Origin of the sequence: Pseudomonas sp. BS3767, from assembly GCF_900099665.1 — a bacterium.
In the GTDB taxonomy this organism is placed as follows: domain Bacteria; phylum Pseudomonadota; class Gammaproteobacteria; order Pseudomonadales; family Pseudomonadaceae; genus Aquipseudomonas; species Aquipseudomonas cerasi.
Window position 1 is genome coordinate 277,533 of the sequence record NZ_FNCX01000004.1, and the last position, 16,734, is coordinate 294,266.

Consider the following 16,734-nt stretch of genomic DNA (forward strand, 5'->3'; position numbering starts at 1 on the left):
CGAAAGGCCGATGGTCATTGCAAAGTGTTACTGACGGCAAATTATCGGGATGCTGCTGCAGCGCGGACAGCCTGACACGGCTGAACAGTGGTTCAGGTGTTGAGGGAAGCAAAAGAATCGAGGTACGAACTGCCCACCAGACCTATCGTATTGTTCGATACGTCCGAGCGAAATTTTGCGCTTTCATTCGATAGATAAAAAGCTAGTCTGGTAACACTTCTGACAAGGTACTGGTAATGCAGCTACGTAATTCATCCTCTCGCTACGGTCTGGTCAGCATGGTGCTGCACTGGGGTGTGGCTGCTGTCGTGTTTGGAATGTTTGCGCTGGGGCTGTGGATGGTCGGGCTGGATTACTACGATACGTGGCGCAAGGCGGGCCCTGATCTGCACAAGAGCATCGGCATCACGCTGTTTGCGATCATGCTGATCCGCGTGGTCTGGCGTCTGCTCAGTCCGCCACCGCCGCCGTTGACCAGCTACAGTAAGTTGACGCGCATCGGTGCTGCATTCGGCCATCTGTTTTTGTACGTCGCACTGTTTGCCGTGATGTTCGCCGGGTATCTCATTTCCACCGCCGACGGCGTGGGAATTCCGGTATTCGGCCTGTTCGATGTGCCCGCGCTGGTGTCGGGCCTTCCTGATCAGGCAGAAACGGCGGGCTGGATTCACCTGTATCTGGCCTGGGTCATCGTGATATTCGCGGGGCTCCATGGTCTTGCTGCATTGAAACACCACTTCATCGATCGCGATGTGACCCTCAAGCGCATGCTGGGTCGTAATTGATTGTTCAACCAAAACGGGAATAAAAGCATGTTGAAGAAGTCTCTCGCCGCTCTGGCTCTGGGTACCGCACTGTTGTCTGCTGGCCAGGCCATGGCCGCCGACTACGTTATCGACAAGGAAGGTCAACACGCATTCGTTGACTTCAAGATCAGCCACCTGGGCTACAGCTTCATTCACGGTACCTTCAAGGACTGGGACGGCACGTTCAGCTTCGACGCTGCCAAGCCTGAAGCCAGCAAAATCAATGTCGAGCTGAAAACCGCCAGCCTGTTCACCAACCACGCCGAGCGCGACAAGCACATCTCCAGCAAGGATTTCCTGGACGTTGCCAAATACCCGGAAGCCAAATTCGTTTCCACCGCAGTCAAATCGACTGGCGAGAAAACGGCTGACGTCACTGGCGACCTGACCCTGCACGGCGTGACCAAGCCAATCGTCATCAAGGCAACCTTCAACGGCGAAGGCAAGGATCCGTGGGGCGGCTACCGTGCCGGCTTCAACGGTACTTCGACGCTGAACCTGAACGACTTCGGCATCAAGGGCCCAGGCCCGACGTCGCAGACGCTGGATCTGGACATCAGCTTCGAAGGCGTACAGAAGAAGTAATTGCACGCTTGATCGACAGAACGCCGACCCTTGGGTCGGCGTTTTTGTGGGTGCGATGAAACTTCCTGAGATGACTATCGTGCCAATGCTCCGCGTTGGCATGCATTTCGTGACGCTCTGCGTCACAGATCGGCGCTGCGCCACCCGCTTAAGATCGGACGCGGAGCGTCCAGGGCTTCGCTACCACGCGGAGCGTGGGAGCGATGATCAACATCCTCCGGGCCCACAAACAAAAACGCCCCGAACAGGTCGGGGCGTTTTTAGTGTTGCGTGGCTGTCAGCTGTCGCGGTTGCGGGTCAGCAGGGCCGGTTTTTCACCGCGTGGGCGGCTCGGCAACTGGTCCAGTTGCTCGGCAGACGGGAAACGGTCGATCTTGGATTCCTTGTGCACGATCTTCGGCTGAGGCTGGCCGTCGCGTGGTGCGCGTGCGGCTGGCTCCTGACCTTCACGTGGCAAAGGCTGGTCTTCACGTGCCGGACGACGGCCACGTGGCTGACCATCACGCGAGCGTGGTGCCGATGAACCCGAGCCGTTGCGCTTTGGTGCGCCGCTGCCGGAGCCGTTACGAGCGCCACCGGCAGGACGACCCTGGTTGGCCGGGCGAGCTGCGCCGCCAGCGGCCGGTGCGGCTGCACCAGGCGCGGCAGCAGGGCGACGACCACGGTTCTGACCTTTGCCCTGATAAGGACTCACGTAGTCAGCGCGATTGCCGAAGTTGTCTACTTCGTCGTCGCGAAACTCGTCTGGCGCACGATCGGCTGCCGGACGCGGTATGGCGGGTTGCGATGCACGCTGTTCGCTGCGAGGCGTGCCCTCACGAGGTTTTTTTTCGCGTGGCTGCCTTGCAGGGCGTTCGCCAGTAGCGGATGCAGCGGCAGGTTTTTCCTTGCCTTTATCCTTGCCCTTGTCGCGACGACCACCGTTGTTCTTGTCACCATCGCCACGTGCAGGGCGTGCGCCACGCGAGTTGCGAACATCCGGACGCTCACGCACTTCCGGCTTCTCAGCCTCGACTGCTGTGATGTCGAAGCCCATCAGGTCGCCGTCGGCGATCTTCTGCTTGGTCATGCGCTCGATGCTTTTGAGCAGCTTCTCTTCGTCCGGCGCAACCAGCGAAATGGCCTCACCGGAGCGACCGGCACGGCCGGTACGACCGATACGGTGAACGTAGTCTTCGTCGACGTTGGGCAGCTCGAAGTTGACGACATGCGGCAACTGATCGATATCCAGGCCGCGTGCGGCGATATCGGTCGCAACCATGATGCGGACATCACCCGCCTTGAAGTCGGCCAGAGCCTTGGTACGGGCGTTCTGGCTCTTGTTGCCGTGGATCGCGACAGCCGCAAGGCCGTGCTTGTCCAGGTACTCGGCCAGACGGTTGGCACCGTGCTTGGTGCGGGTGAAGACCAGCACCTGTTCCCAGGCGCCGACAGTGATCAAATGCGCGAGCAGCGAACGCTTGTGGTTGGCTGCCAGGCGGAAAACCCGTTGCTCGATACGCTCGACCGTGGTGTTCGGCGGCGTGACTTCGATGCGCTCTGGGTTGTGCAGCAGCTTGCCGGCCAACGACGTGATGTCATTGGAGAAGGTAGCCGAGAACAGCAGGTTCTGGCGCTTGGCCGGCAGCCGCGCGAGGACCTTCTTGACGTCATGCACGAAGCCCATGTCGAGCATCCGGTCTGCTTCATCGAGCACCAGGATTTCGACGTGGGACAGGTCGACACTGCCTTGACCGGCCAGGTCGAGCAGGCGGCCAGGGCAGGCCACCAGGACGTCCACACCACGGGACATGGCCTGAACCTGAGGGTTCATGCCGACGCCGCCGAAGATGCAGGCGCTGACGAATTTCAGGTCGCGGGCATAGAGCTTGAAGCTCTCGTGCACCTGTGCGGCCAGTTCGCGGGTCGGGGTCAGGACCAGAACGCGTGGTTGACGCGGGCCGTGACGCTGGGATTTGTCCGGAACACCATTGGGAAACAGCCGCTCCAGAATAGGGAGGGCGAAACCACCGGTTTTACCAGTACCGGTCTGTGCCGCAACCATCAGGTCGCGACCTTGCAACACGGCGGGAATGGCCCGCTGTTGCACGGGGGTAGGCTGGGTATAGCCCGCTGCCTCGATGGCGCGGACTAAAGCCTCGGAGAGACCGAGGGAAGCAAAGGACATGAGTAATCCTGTTCTGTTGGAGCTTAAGCTCAAGGGATGTCTTGCCTGGCGCGAATGGCGTGTAAAGACAACGCGATCCCGTCCGGTCCTGCCGGGTCTTCAGTGCATTCCGTGACGTCTGCGCTTGATGAAAATTGCGCTGTTGGCGTGAACGGATGACGATTGCAAGACCGGGCGTCCGGGCGTAAGCCTGGCGGGAAGGCTGGAGTATAACAGAGCGAGCGCAATACGCCGCTTTCCTGCTGCCCAACGGTGTATGAGGCCGCGATCCCCCGGAAATCACCGGTCGGACCGCGGTGCCGCAGCCGTATTCAGCGTGGCAGTTGCAGGTTGTTCCACACCGCCAGGCTCGGTTCTGCCTGGTTCAGCGTGTAGAAATGCAGGCCGGGGGCGCCGCCTTGCAGCAGTCGTTCGCACATCTGCGTGATGACTTCTTCGCCAAACGCCTGGATGCTTTGCACGTCATCGCCGTAGGCTTCCAGCTGTTTGCGGATCCAGCGCGGGATTTCCGCACCGCAGGCATCCGAGAAACGCGCCAGCTTGCTGTAGTTGGTGATCGGCATGATGCCCGGCACGATCGGAATGCTGACGCCCATCTTCTCGACCCGCTCGACGAAGTTGAAATAGCTGTCGGCGTTGAAGAAGTACTGCGTGATCGCACTGTCGGCGCCGGCGTTGGCCTTGTTGACGAAGTGCTTGAGGTCGTCTTCGAAATTGCGCGCCTGTGGATGCATTTCCGGGTAGGCGGCGACTTCGATGTGGAAATGGCTGCCGCTTTCCTGGCGAATGAAGCTCACCAGGTCATTGGCGTGACGCAGCTCACCGCTGGCCATGCCCATGCCGGAAGGCAGGTCGCCGCGCAGTGCCACGATGCGTTTGATGCCCGCATCCTTGTACTGCGCCAACAGGTTGCGCAGGTCGTCCTTGCTGTCGCCCACGCAGGACAAATGCGGTGCAGCAGGGACTTTGATCTCGTTTTCCAGCTGCAGCACGGTATTGAGCGTGCGGTCGCGGGTCGAGCCACCGGCACCATAGGTGCAGGAGAAAAAATCGGGGTTGTACGTAGCGAGCTGACGAGCAACGGTCAGCAGCTTTTCATGTCCAGCGTCGGTCTTGGTAGGAAAGAACTCGAAGCTGAAGCGGCGTTCTTGAGACATGGAGCCGATCTCGTCGTAGGAGCGAACTTGTTCGCGAAAAGGCCGGAACGGCCTTCAGATACTGAGCGTCATCGGGGCAGCGAGTGCTGCCGGTGATGGCTGATCACGCTCGATCCGCTTCTGCGTAAGAGGCGGACCGAGCCTGCTCAATCAGTAGCGATACGCGTGCGGCTTGAACGGACCTTCGACGGTCACGCCGATGTAATCGGCCTGGGTCTTGGTCAGCTTGGTCACAACGCCGCCGAAGCCGCGGACCATTTCCAGGGCCACTTCTTCGTCGAGTTTCTTCGGCAGCACTTCAACGGTCAGACGCTCGGCTTTCTTGGTCGGTGCCAGGTCGGCGTACTTCTGCTCGAAGAGGAAGATCTGCGCCAGAACCTGGTTGGCGAACGAGCCATCCATGATGCGGCTTGGGTGGCCAGTGGCGTTACCCAGGTTTACCAGACGGCCTTCGGCCAGCAGGATCAGGTAGTCGTCGTTCTGTGCGTCGAACGAGCCTGGGCCGGTACGATGGATCTTGTGAACCTGTGGCTTCACTTCTTCCCATGCCCAGTTCTTGCGCATGAAAGCGGTGTCGATTTCGTTGTCGAAGTGACCGATGTTGCACACCACAGCGCGCTTTTTCAGCGCCTTGAGCATGTTGGAGTCGCAAACGTTGACGTTACCGGTGGTGGTCACGATCAGGTCGATCTTGCCCAACAGTGCCTTGTCGATGCTCGCTTCGGTGCCGTCGTTCTCACCGTCGATGAACGGCGAAACCAGCTCGAAACCGTCCATGCAGGCCTGCATGGCGCAGATCGGGTCAACTTCGGTCACTTTGACGATCATGCCTTCCTGACGCAGGGACTGGGCCGAGCCCTTGCCCACGTCACCGTAGCCGATCACCAGCGCCTGCTTGCCGGACAGCAAGTGGTCGGTGCCGCGCTTGATGGCGTCGTTCAGGCTGTGACGGCAGCCGTACTTGTTGTCGTTCTTGCTCTTGGTCACCGAGTCGTTGACGTTGATGGCCGGGATTTTCAACTCACCCTTGGCCAGCATGTCCAGCAGGCGGTGAACGCCAGTGGTGGTTTCTTCGGTGACGCCGTGGATCTTGTCCAGCATCGCCGGGTATTTCTTGTGGATGATCTCGGTCAGGTCGCCGCCGTCGTCGAGGATCATGTTGGCGTCCCATGGCTGGCCATCCTTGAGGATGGTCTGCTCGATGCACCACTCGTATTCTTCTTCGGTTTCGCCTTTCCAGGCGAACACAGGAATGCCGGCAGCAGCGATGGCCGCAGCAGCCTGGTCCTGAGTGGAGAAAATGTTGCACGACGACCAGCGAACTTCGGCACCCAGGGCAACCAGGGTTTCGATCAGTACGGCGGTCTGAATGGTCATGTGGATGCAGCCGAGAATCTTCGCGCCTTTCAGCGGCTGATCACCAGCGTATTTGCGACGCAGACCCATCAGGGCAGGCATTTCGGATTCGGCGATGATGGTTTCGCGGCGACCCCAGGCGGCCAGGGAAATATCGGCAACCTTGTAGTCATTGAATTCTGCGGGCGTCATTACAGCACTCATTGAGAGTCTCCATTCCATAAAAATGCGAATGGGCGCCGTTGTGCGTTTAAGGTTTGCCGGTCGAGGATCGTCCTGGCAAACAACGCCCCATCCGAGCCTGACAGGGAAAACCTGCTGCAGCGCCCCTCGGACAGGTGGCGGGAACGGTATCAAGCGTAGATGACCGTTTTGAAACGTTTGGCAGTATAGCGGTGCTCGCGATTCTACCCAAGGCTTTCTGTCGGTTTAAAGGCCATCCAATTGCCATCTGTCTGTAATAGGGTCGATGCACAGTCGCTATCACGCAGGCATGGGCGCGGGTCGCCGGCTCTGCCATCATGCAGCTATCCATCGGCCAGACGCTCAGGAGTGACCATGAATTTCCACACCCGCAAGTGGGTAAAGCCCGAAGACCTCAACCCCAACGGCACGTTGTTCGGCGGCAGCCTGCTGCGCTGGATCGATGAAGAGGCGGCGATCTACGCGATCGTTCAACTGGGTAATCAGCGGGTGGTCACCAAGTACATCTCTGAAATCAACTTCGTCAGTGCCTCGCGTCAGGGCGACATCATCGAACTGGGCATCACCGCCACGGATTTCGGTCGTACCTCGATCACCCTAAAATGCCAGGTGCGCAACAAGATCACCCGCAAGAGCATTCTGACCGTCGACAAGATTGTCTTCGTCAACCTCGACGAAGACGGTCAGCCTGCGCCGCATGGGCGGACTGAAATCCGCTACATCAAGGACCAGTTCGACGTAGAGGACTGATACCTCTTCAAGATCGGACGCGGAGCGTCCAGAACGGCATGCGACGCGGAGCGTCGCACGATAGTGTTTTCCCGGGCACGACAGTTACAGAATGATCGTTCCTCACGCTCCGCGTGGGAATGCCGTTCACGACGCTCCGCGTCGTCCATCCTGCTGGTTTCAGCCCCTGGCTTGTAACTCGCGCAACCACGCCAGACCCACGCTGGTATCGCCTTTCGGACGGTATTCGCAGCCGATCCAGCCGCTGTAGCCCAGTTCGTCGATGACGTTGAACAGGTGCTCGTAGTTCAGTTCACCCAGGTCCGGCTCATGGCGATCCGGTACCCCGGCGATCTGAATATGACCAATGCCTGCAAAGTCGCGACGCAGCTTGCTGGTCAGGTCACCTTCGACGATCTGGCAGTGGTAGCAGTCGAACTGCACCTTCAGGTTGTCGGCACCCACCAGCTTGCAGATGTTCTGTGCCTGATCCTGACGGTTGAGGAAGAAGCCCGGCATGTCGCGGGTGTTGATCGGCTCGATCAGAATCGTGACCCCTGCGCCCTTGGCTTGCTCAGCCGCGAACGCGAGGTTTTCCAGATAGACCGCCTGATGACGCTCACGCAAGCTTTCATCGGCCAGCAAGCCAGCCATGACATGCACTCGGTCATTGCCCAGCACCTGCGCATATTCCAAGGCCTGCTCGATACCGCTGCGAAATTCTGCTTCACGGCCCGGCAGCGTTGCAATGCCTCGCTCGCCTGCCTCCCAGTCGCCCGGCGGAGCGTTGAACAGCGCCTGCACCAGACCGTTGTCGTTCAGGCGCTGCTTGAGTTCCTGAGTGCCGTAGGCGTAAGGGAACAGGTACTCGACCGCGCCGAAACCATCGGCAGCGGCTGCGGCGAAGCGCTCAAGAAAATCATGCTGCGGGTACAGCATGCTGAGGTTGGCGGCAAAACGAGGCATGTTAACTCCAGTCTTCAAAGGGTCAGACGAATGGCCAAAGCAGCAGGGTGATCACGAAGCCCAGTGTGCCGAGCAGCGTGACCAGTACGGTCCAGGTGCGCAAGCCGTCGGCGACGTTGAGGCCCGCCAGCTTGGTGAACATCCAGTAACCGGCATCGTTGATGTGCGACATGGCCAGACCGCCACCGCCCATGGCCAGACACAGCAGGGCCAGGTGGTTGGCGCTCAGGTCCAGTGTGGCGATCAGCGGGCTGAGAATGCCTGCAGTAGTGACCAGTGCAACGGTGGTCGAGCCCTGGACGGCGCGCAGCAGAAGGGTCAGCAGGAAGCCCAGCGCGAGTACCGGCAGACCGGTGTTGCGCAGCGCCTCGGAGACCACGGCACCAATGCCGGTGTCGACCAGCACCTTGCCGAATACGCCACCGGCGCCGGCAATCAGGATCACCATCGCCACACCCGGCAAGGCCGAGCCGATCACATCGGACACCTGAGTACGGCTCCAGCCGCGACGCGAGCCCAGCAGCCAGGCGCACAGCAGGGTATCGATCAGCAGCGCAACCAAGGGGGCACCCAGTACGGTCAGCACTGCGCGCAGCGTGGACGTGGCTGGCAGCATGGTGGTGGCCAGTGTGCCCATCAGAATCAGCACGATCGGCAGCAGGATCAGCGCGATGATCAGTCCGAAACCCGGTGCGGGCGCAGGCGGCAGCTTGCTTGCCAGGCTGCTGGCGCTTTCTTCGACGCCCATTGTTCGGGTTTCGGTCGCTTCACGCGCAGCGGAATAATCGTTACGGGCCCAGGCTTCCAGGTCTTCGTTGGTGACGTGCGGACCATAGACTTCGGCGCGGATGTCATCGGTCATCGGGTAGGTCTTGCGGGTCATGCGGCCCGCGACGAAGTAGCCGATCATGCACAGCACGGCAACGATCGGAATACCCAGCATCAGCACCCGGCCCAGGTCCGCGCCCAACTGGCTGGCAGCGGCAACAGCGCCAGGGTGCGGCGGCAGAAACGCATGCACGGCGAGCAGTGCGGCGCACATCGGCAGCGCGAAAATCAGCAGCGGTTTGCGTGCTGCACGCGCCACACCGTAAGCCAGCGGCATGAGGATGATCACACCGACCTCGAAGAACACCGGAATACCGACCATGAAACCCGCAACGGTCAGCGCCAGAGGCGTGCGCTTGTTGCCGAAGCGGTTGATCAGGGTCTTGGCCAGTGCTTCGGCCCCGCCGGACAGCTCGATGATACGCCCGATCATCGCGCCCAAAGCGATGATGATCGCGATATGGCCGAGCGTCTTGCCCATGCCGCCTTCGATGGTGGCAACCAGATCGGCCGGTTTAACACCGGCGACCAGCGCCACGATAATGCTGACCAGCATCAGGGCGACGAAGGGCTGGAATTTGTACTTGAGCACCAGAAACAACAGCAGTGCGATGCCCGCACCGGCCACGACCATCAACATGAGCGGCGTCATGCCCGTGCACTCCGGTCAATGGTGGTAAAGACTGACAACGAAACAGCGGGGTAGGGGTGAGTCATGCTCTCGATTCCTGTTGTTATTGTTTTTCGACCGGGAGGCGCAATGCGCTCCCCGATCACCGTGTGCTCGTTACCACCTGGCGCCGAACACCTGACGCAGCTCTTCAAGCGCCGCCGGGTCCAGCGGTGCAGGTTTGGGGTTGCTCATCAGCCACAGACGGGCAGTCTCTTCCAGCTCCTCCAGGGCATAGCAGGCCTTGGCCACCGAGCTTTCCCAGACCACTGGACCGAGGCGCTCCAGCATCACGCCGCGCACGCTGTTGGCCAATTCCGCCACGCGCTCGGCGACTTTCGGTGAGCCGGGACGTTCGTAAGGGATCAAGGGGATATGCCCGACCTTCATGACCTGATACGGCGTCAGCGGCGGCAGAATGTCGTCCTCCTGCCACACTCCGGCCAGGGTCAGGGCGACCAGATGCGTCGAGTGCGTATGCACCACGCCGCCGACCTGCGGGTTGCGGTCGTAGACTTCGCGGTGCAGGGCCAGGGTCTTGGACGGCTTGCTGCCGGACACCCATTCACCGGCCAGATTGACCTTGGCGATATCGGCCGGGTCCATGCGGCCCAGGCAGGCGTCGGTCGGGGTAATCAGCCAGCCGTCGTCGAGTCGTGCGCTGATGTTGCCGGCGCTGCCCACCGTATAGCCACGGCCATACAGCAAACGGCCGACGTCGCAGATTTCCTGACGCAGTGCGTTTTCGTCGATCATCAGGCCGCCCCCGCCAGTTGCTTGAGCGCCTTGGCGAAGAAGTCGCGCGCACCGAAATTGCCGGATTTGAGGGCCAGAGCCAGCGGTTGTGCGCCCCTGCTCACCGTGGCCGGAACGCCCGGATCAATCTGTGCGCCGATCTGCAGCAACTGCACGCCCAGTGCCTGAACCACGGCACCGGAAGTTTCGCCACCGGCAACCACGAAACGCCGTACGCCTGCGTCCAGCAGCCCTTTGGCGATTTCGCCGAGTGCGGCTTCGACCATGGCTCCGGAGCGTTCGACGCCCAGTTCTTTCTGCACGGCTTTGACTTCATCCGGTGTGCTGGTGGCGTAGATCAATACGGTCTGCCCGGCATCTCTGGCGAAGGCCAGCGCCTGCTCGACCACTGGCTTGCCAGCGGCCAGGTCCAGCGGATTGATGCGCAGCGCAGGGCGATCGGCTTCCAGCCAGGCCGCAACCTGACCGTTGGTGGCGACTGATGCGCTACCCGCCAGTACCACTTCGCCGCCACTGATGGCGACCTGTTTGGCGGCATCGATATCGCGCAGCTTGCCTGCCTTGCGGAAGTTACCCGGCAGGCCCAGCGCCAGACCCGAGCCACCGGTCAGCAGCGGCAAGTCGGCGCAGGCTTCGCCCAGGGTATACAAATCTGCATCCGACAGGGCATCGGCGATCGCCATGCTCACACCTTCGGCGCGCAGCTCGGCAATTCTGTTGCGCACGCCTTCGACGCCCTGGGCAATGCTGTCATAGCGCAACAGGCCGACCTTGTGGCGGGTCTGCGCTTGCAGCACACGCACCAGATTGGCGTCGGTCATGGGCGTCAGCGGGTGGTTCTGCATGCCCGATTCACTGAGTAACTGGTCCTGTACGAACAGATGACCACGGAAAATCGTGCGGCCGTTTTCCGGGAAGGCGGGGCAGGCGAGGGTGAAATCGCTGCCCAGTTGCTCCAGCAGTGCTTCGCTGACCTGGCCGATGTTACCCGCGGCGGTGGAATCGAACGTCGAGCAGTATTTGAAGAAGATCTGCTCGCAGCCGCGCTCGCGCAGCCACTCCAGAGCCGCCAGGGATTCAGCCACCGCGTCGGCGCTGGGCGTGGTACGCGATTTCAGCGCGATGACAATCGCGTCGGCGTCGAGACCGGCAGCCATCTCGGCGCTGGGGATGCCAATGCTCTGCACGGTGCGCATGCCGCCCCGCACCAGCATGTTGGCCAGGTCGGTGGCGCCGGTGAAGTCATCGGCAATGCAGCCCAGCAGCGGGCGAGCGTTATTCAGGCTCATCAGTCGCTCCTCAGGCTTTTTCTGGCTTGGCTTTCGGCAACTCGATGCCCGGGAAAATCTTGATCACGGCCGAGTCATCCTCGCGACCGAAGCCGGCGCTGGATGCCTGCATGAACATCTGGTGCGCGGTGGCCGAGAGCGGCAGCGGGAATTTGCTGCTGCGTGCGGTATCCAGCACCAGACCCAGGTCCTTGACGAAGATGTCCACGGCCGACAGCGGCGTGTAATCGGCATTGAGGATGTGCGGCACGCGGTTTTCGAACATCCACGAGTTACCGGCACTGTTGGTGATCACTTCATACAGTGCGTCAGCATCGACACCTTCGCGCAGGCCGAGGGCCATGGCTTCGGCACTGGCGGCGATGTGTACACCCGCGAGCAACTGATTGATGATTTTGACTTTCGAACCCAGACCGTGGACGTCGCCCAGGCGATAGACCTTGCCGGCCATGCCGTTGAGGATGGCTTCTGCCTTGGCGTAGGACTCGGCAGGGCCGGAGGTCATCATGGTCATCTGACCTGCGGCAGCCTTGGCGGCACCGCCGGAGATAGGCGCATCGAGGTACAGCAGGTTTTGTGCGGCCAGACGCTCGCCCAGTTCGACGGCGAAGGTGGGCGCGACGGTGGCGCAACCGATGACCAGGCAGCCTGGACGCAGGGCGGCAATAGCGCCGTTTTCGCCAAACAGCACGGTTTCGGTCTGCTCGGCGTTGACTACGACTGTGATGATCACATCGCAGGCAGCGGCCATGCTGGCCGGAGAATCACAGGCAACCCCGCCTTCCTGGGCGAATGCTTCGGTCACGCTGGTGCGCACATCACAGGCATGCACAGTGAAGCCGCTACGCAGCAACGAGCGGGCAATGCCCAGACCCATCGCACCCAGGCCGATAACGCCAACGTTTTTGCCAGTCATGCAGTAATCCTCGAAGTCAGTGCCGATGCCTGTGAAGCCGACATTCGGACGTTATTGTTCTGATCTGTGAATCTGATAGTGAATCAATGAGTAAATAATGTGAAGTATTTTTATTTTTCACAAAAATTAACATCGATAGGCTTTTTCCATCGCGCACAAAAAAGCCCCTGTGCGGGGCTTGATTGATAACGATGATGTCCGGCGTGCTGCGCCGCCTTTCACGAATCAGAATTTTGGCACTGGCGCGCTCGTGGCGTTTCTCAGTGAACCGCTTTCCTGACGCACGACTTCTTTGGGCTTGTACGCGCAATAACCGGGGCGCGGCCCGACTTTCGGGTGGTTGCGGCAGGTGTCCGGGCGCTTGTCATAGATGGTACACAGGCGGCTTTTGCGGTCCAGGTACAGGCAGTCATTGTTGCTCATGCGCTGCAAGGTGAAGATCTCGGACTTCTGGTTGTAGCGCTCGACGATGCCTTCTTTCTGCAGACGCTTGGCGATGTTCTTGGCCGGGTCGCCGCGTTCGAACTCATCGACGATGCCGATGCGGATCAGGTCCTTGATCTTCACTTCTACCGGCAACGTGCAGCAACTGGACACGCAGCCCCCGCACATGTGGCTGGAGTATTTGGCCCAGGTGTCGATGCGATCGAGTTCTGCGGCGGCGATCAAGGTGGGTTTCATTTCAGGTCAGGCTTCCGGGTGTATCGGGGCGCGCGATCATACCGGTCTGCAGCGATTTGCAGAAATCAAAAATTGCCGAGGCGACTGTCGGTCAGGTGTGGAGAGGCGGTTGGTTGCAGCGTCCACGCCTGCCGAGCGCAGTCGGTCAGCAGGCGCGGTGTCTCAGAAGGAACTCAGGACTTGAGCTTGTCGTCGGCCCTGAACATGCTGCGGATGCCACGAACGGCCTGGCGGATGCGGTCTTGGTTCTCAATCAGGGCGAAGCGCACATGATCGTCGCCGTACTCACCGAAACCGATGCCCGGCGAGACACACACCTTGGCTTCGGCCAGCAGCTTCTTGGCGAACTCCAGCGAACCCAAGTGCGCATAAGCCTGTGGAATCTTCGCCCAGACGTACATAGAGGCCTTGGGGTTCTCGACCATCCAGCCCAGCTCGTGCAAGCCCTTGACCAGCACGTTACGGCGCTGGCGATACTGCTCGGCAATGTCGAGCACGCACTGCTGATCGCCTTCCAGCGCGGCAATCGCCGCCACTTGCAGTGGCGTGAAGGTACCGTAGTCGTGGTAACTCTTGATCCGCGCCAGTGCATTCACCAGTTCGGGGTTGCCGACCATGAAGCCAATCCGCCAGCCTGCCATGTTGTAGCTCTTGGACAAGGTGAAGAACTCCACGGCAATGTCCTTGGCGCCCGGCACCTGCATGATCGACGGGGCTTTCCAGCCATCGTAGACGATGTCGGCGTACGCCAGGTCATGCACCACCAGCACGTCGTACTGTTTGGCCAGAGCCACCACGCGCTCGAAGAAATCCAGCTCCACACATTGCGCAGTCGGGTTGGACGGAAAGCCCAGAATCATCATCTTCGGCTTGGGAATCGAGCCGCGAATGGCTTTTTCCAGCTCGTCGAAGAAGTCCACGCCTGGCACCAGCGGCACCGATCGCACCTGGGCGCCGGCAATCACGGCACCGTAGATGTGGATCGGGTAACTGGGGTTGGGCACCAGCACCGTGTCACCCTGATCCAGCGTGGCGAGCATCAGGTGGGCCAGGCCTTCCTTGGAACCAATGGTCACGATCGCTTCGCTTTCAGGGTCGATGTCGACCTCGTAGCGCTTCTTGTACCAGTTGGAAATCGCCCGACGCAGGCGTGGAATGCCGCGCGAGGTGGAGTAGCCGTGGGTGTCTTCGCGCTGGGCGACGGTGATCAGTTTTTCGACAATGTGCGGCGGTGTGGCCCCGTCGGGGTTGCCCATGCTCAGGTCGATAATGTCCTCACCGCGACGACGAGCAGCCATTTTCAGCTCGGCGGTGATGTTGAACACGTAAGGGGGGAGTCGATCGATGCGCGCAAAGCGGCGCGGCGAACCTTGGTCTGCCATGAGTATCTCGCGTACGTAAGCGCCCGGAACCGTCCGAGCGACGTGGCCACAGGAGGCGGCCTGCCGAGGAAGATAGATGGGCTGACAGCCTTTTGTCCATCGGGATTTGCAACGCCGTGCCAAGACCGATATTCGGACCCCACCAAACCACCCGGCGGTGTAGAATCGGCGCTATTCATCGCCAGTCATCCCCGGCGGGTTTATGAGCTCAGGCCGAATACACGGTGATCCCGTGGTGTTCGGTTTCTTCGCTGCCTGCGGTCACTGCCGCTCGTTCGCGACGTCAATAGAAGCTCACTCCCTTCCTGATCAGCCTTATTTTTGCCGGAGTGTTTCAATGCCTGATTACCGCTCGAAAACGTCCACCCACGGCCGTAACATGGCCGGCGCTCGTGCCCTGTGGCGCGCCACGGGCATGAAGGACGAAGACTTCAAGAAACCGATCATCGCCATCGCCAACTCCTTCACCCAGTTCGTACCCGGCCACGTCCACCTCAAGGACATGGGCCAGCTGGTCGCGCGTGAAGTCGAGCGCGCCGGTGGCGTGGCCAAGGAATTCAACACCATTGCGGTCGACGATGGCATCGCCATGGGCCACGACGGCATGCTCTATTCGCTGCCGAGCCGCGAGATCATTGCCGACTCGGTCGAGTACATGGTCAATGCGCATTGCGCCGACGCCATCGTGTGCATTTCCAACTGCGACAAGATCACCCCGGGCATGCTGATGGCGTCGTTGCGCCTGAACATTCCGGTGATCTTCGTCTCCGGCGGGCCAATGGAAGCGGGCAAGACCAAACTGGCCAGCCACGGCCTGGATCTGGTCGATGCGATGGTCATCGCCGCCGACTCGACAGCCAGTGACGAAAAAGTCGCCGAGTACGAGCGCAGCGCCTGTCCGACCTGCGGGTCGTGTTCCGGCATGTTCACCGCCAACTCGATGAACTGCCTGACCGAAGCACTGGGTCTGGCCCTGCCGGGCAACGGTTCCGCACTCGCCACCCACAGCGACCGCGAGCAGCTCTTCCTGCAGGCCGGCCGCACCATCGTTGACCTGTGCCGTCAGTACTACAAGGAAAACGATGACTCGGTGTTGCCGCGCAACATCGCCAACTTCAAGGCGTTCGAGAACGCCATGACGCTGGACATCGCCATGGGCGGTTCGACCAACACCATCCTGCACTTGCTGGCCGCTGCTCAGGAAGCCGAGATCGACTTCGACCTGCGCCACATCGACCGCCTGTCGCGCAAGGTGCCGCAGCTGTGCAAGGTCGCGCCGAACATCCAGAAGTACCACATGGAAGACGTGCACCGCGCGGGCGGGATCTTCAGCATCCTCGGCGAGCTGGCCCGTGGCGGCCTGCTGCACACCGACCTGCCGACCGTACACAGCAAGACCCTAGCTGAAGGCATCGCCAAATGGGACATCACCCAGACTGACGACGAGGCCGTGCACACCTTCTTCAAGGCAGGCCCGGCGGGCATCCCGACGCAGACCGCGTTCAGCCAGTCGACCCGCTGGGACAGCCTGGATGCTGACCGTGAAAACGGCTGCATTCGTAGCGTCCAGCACGCCTATTCGCAAGAAGGTGGCCTGGCCGTGCTGTACGGCAACATCGCACTGGACGGCTGCGTGGTGAAAACCGCTGGCGTCGACGAGTCGATCCACGTCTTCGAAGGCAACGCGAAGATCTTCGAAAGCCAGGACAGCGCGGTGCGCGGGATTCTCGCTGACGAAGTCAAAGCGGGCGACATTGTCATCATCCGCTACGAAGGCCCGAAAGGCGGCCCGGGCATGCAGGAAATGCTCTACCCGACGTCCTACCTGAAGTCCAAGGGGCTGGGCAAGGATTGCGCACTGCTGACTGATGGTCGCTTCTCGGGCGGTACGTCCGGCCTGTCCATCGGCCACGCCTCACCGGAAGCGGCGGCAGGCGGAGCGATCGGTCTGGTGCGCGACGGTGACAAGGTGCTGATCGACATCCCCAATCGCTCGATCAACCTGCTGATCGACGATGCCGAGATGGCCGAGCGTCGCACCGAACAGGACAAGAAAGGCTGGAAACCTGTCGAGTCGCGTCCACGCAAAGTGACCACCGCCCTCAAGGCCTACGCCCTGCTGGCGACCAGCGCTGACAAGGGCGCGGTGCGTGACAAGGCGTTGCTGGACAAACTGGTGCCTTGATCTGCATCGGCAACACTAAAAAGCCCGGCAGAGATGCCGGGCTTTTTGCTGCGTTTG

The 16,734-nt window shown here is 60.8% G+C and carries 14 protein-coding genes and 1 riboswitch; of the genes, 4 read left to right on the forward strand and 10 right to left on the reverse strand.

All coding sequences use genetic code 11. From position 1 onward, the window contains the following. The first annotated feature begins 236 nt into the window (after positions 1 to 236). Together BLR16_RS14275 and BLR16_RS14280 are read left to right on the forward strand one after the other, a co-directional pair. Positions 237 to 785: a cytochrome b gene (locus BLR16_RS14275; protein WP_002551706.1), complete on the forward strand. Its 549-nt coding sequence runs from the start codon at positions 237 to 239 to the stop codon at positions 783 to 785. Between the two features lie 27 nt (positions 786 to 812). Further along, positions 813 to 1,391 carry a YceI family protein gene (locus BLR16_RS14280; RefSeq protein ID WP_002551707.1) on the forward strand — a complete coding sequence of 193 codons (579 nt, stop codon included), beginning with the start codon at positions 813 to 815 and terminating at the stop codon, positions 1,389 to 1,391. Positions 1,392 to 1,668: 277 nt separating this feature from the next. Here BLR16_RS14280 and BLR16_RS14285 read toward each other — a convergent pair whose 3' ends face one another. The 3 genes from BLR16_RS14285 to ahcY form a co-directional block, all read right to left on the reverse strand. After that, entirely contained in the window at positions 1,669 to 3,558 is a 1,890-nt protein-coding gene (locus BLR16_RS14285) for an RNA helicase RhlE2 (protein ID WP_003366109.1), read from the reverse strand. Between the two features lie 311 nt (positions 3,559 to 3,869). Further along, complete coding sequence (gene metF / locus BLR16_RS14290) at positions 3,870 to 4,715, reverse strand: methylenetetrahydrofolate reductase [NAD(P)H] (protein WP_003346344.1); 846 nt, start codon at positions 4,713 to 4,715, stop codon at positions 3,870 to 3,872. 150 nt (positions 4,716 to 4,865) lie between these two features. Beyond that, positions 4,866 to 6,275 carry an adenosylhomocysteinase gene (gene ahcY, locus BLR16_RS14295; RefSeq protein WP_074806714.1) on the reverse strand — a complete coding sequence of 470 codons (1,410 nt, stop codon included), beginning with the start codon at positions 6,273 to 6,275 and terminating at the stop codon, positions 4,866 to 4,868. A 23-nt stretch (positions 6,276 to 6,298) separates the two neighbouring features. Then, positions 6,299 to 6,409: riboswitch (S-adenosyl-L-homocysteine riboswitch) on the reverse strand. 220 nt (positions 6,410 to 6,629) lie between these two features. Here ahcY and BLR16_RS14300 point away from each other — a divergent pair. Next, positions 6,630 to 7,025, forward strand: a complete 396-nt coding sequence (locus BLR16_RS14300; RefSeq protein ID WP_003316713.1) for an acyl-CoA thioesterase — start codon at positions 6,630 to 6,632, stop codon at positions 7,023 to 7,025. A gap of 159 nt (positions 7,026 to 7,184) precedes the next feature. Here the strand turns inward: BLR16_RS14300 and otnI are convergent, their stop codons facing one another. From otnI to alaC, 7 genes are all read right to left on the reverse strand, one after another. Beyond that, positions 7,185 to 7,970 carry a 2-oxo-tetronate isomerase gene (otnI, locus tag BLR16_RS14305; protein WP_074806717.1) on the reverse strand — a complete coding sequence of 262 codons (786 nt, stop codon included), beginning with the start codon at positions 7,968 to 7,970 and terminating at the stop codon, positions 7,185 to 7,187. Between the two features lie 22 nt (positions 7,971 to 7,992). After that, a complete protein-coding gene (locus BLR16_RS14310) occupies positions 7,993 to 9,450 on the reverse strand; it encodes a GntP family transporter (RefSeq protein WP_003432081.1) in 1,458 nt (485 codons plus the stop codon). Between the two features lie 135 nt (positions 9,451 to 9,585). Further along, a complete protein-coding gene (locus tag BLR16_RS14315; protein ID WP_003392253.1) occupies positions 9,586 to 10,224 on the reverse strand; it encodes a 3-oxo-tetronate 4-phosphate decarboxylase in 639 nt (212 codons plus the stop codon). Next, on the reverse strand, positions 10,224 to 11,513 hold the full coding sequence (otnK, locus tag BLR16_RS14320; protein WP_074806720.1) for a 3-oxo-tetronate kinase: 1,290 nt from the start codon (positions 11,511 to 11,513) through the stop codon (positions 10,224 to 10,226). The genes BLR16_RS14315 and otnK overlap by 1 nt, the downstream gene beginning before the upstream one ends. 10 nt (positions 11,514 to 11,523) lie before the next feature. Next, positions 11,524 to 12,429, reverse strand: a complete 906-nt coding sequence (gene ltnD, locus BLR16_RS14325) for an L-threonate dehydrogenase (RefSeq protein WP_003316718.1) — start codon at positions 12,427 to 12,429, stop codon at positions 11,524 to 11,526. A gap of 225 nt (positions 12,430 to 12,654) precedes the next feature. Then, positions 12,655 to 13,110, reverse strand: coding sequence for a YkgJ family cysteine cluster protein (locus tag BLR16_RS14330; RefSeq protein WP_002551717.1), 456 nt, complete (start codon positions 13,108 to 13,110; stop codon positions 12,655 to 12,657). Between the two features lie 173 nt (positions 13,111 to 13,283). Further along, positions 13,284 to 14,492 (reverse strand): alanine transaminase, encoded by a 1,209-nt coding sequence (gene alaC / locus BLR16_RS14335; protein WP_003346356.1) that lies wholly within the window; start codon positions 14,490 to 14,492, stop codon positions 13,284 to 13,286. Positions 14,493 to 14,829: 337 nt separating this feature from the next. On the opposite strand from alaC, the gene ilvD reads away from it, so the two are divergent. Then, positions 14,830 to 16,677, forward strand: coding sequence for a dihydroxy-acid dehydratase (ilvD, locus tag BLR16_RS14340; RefSeq protein WP_044308688.1), 1,848 nt, complete (start codon positions 14,830 to 14,832; stop codon positions 16,675 to 16,677). The last annotated feature ends 57 nt before the right edge of the window (positions 16,678 to 16,734 follow it).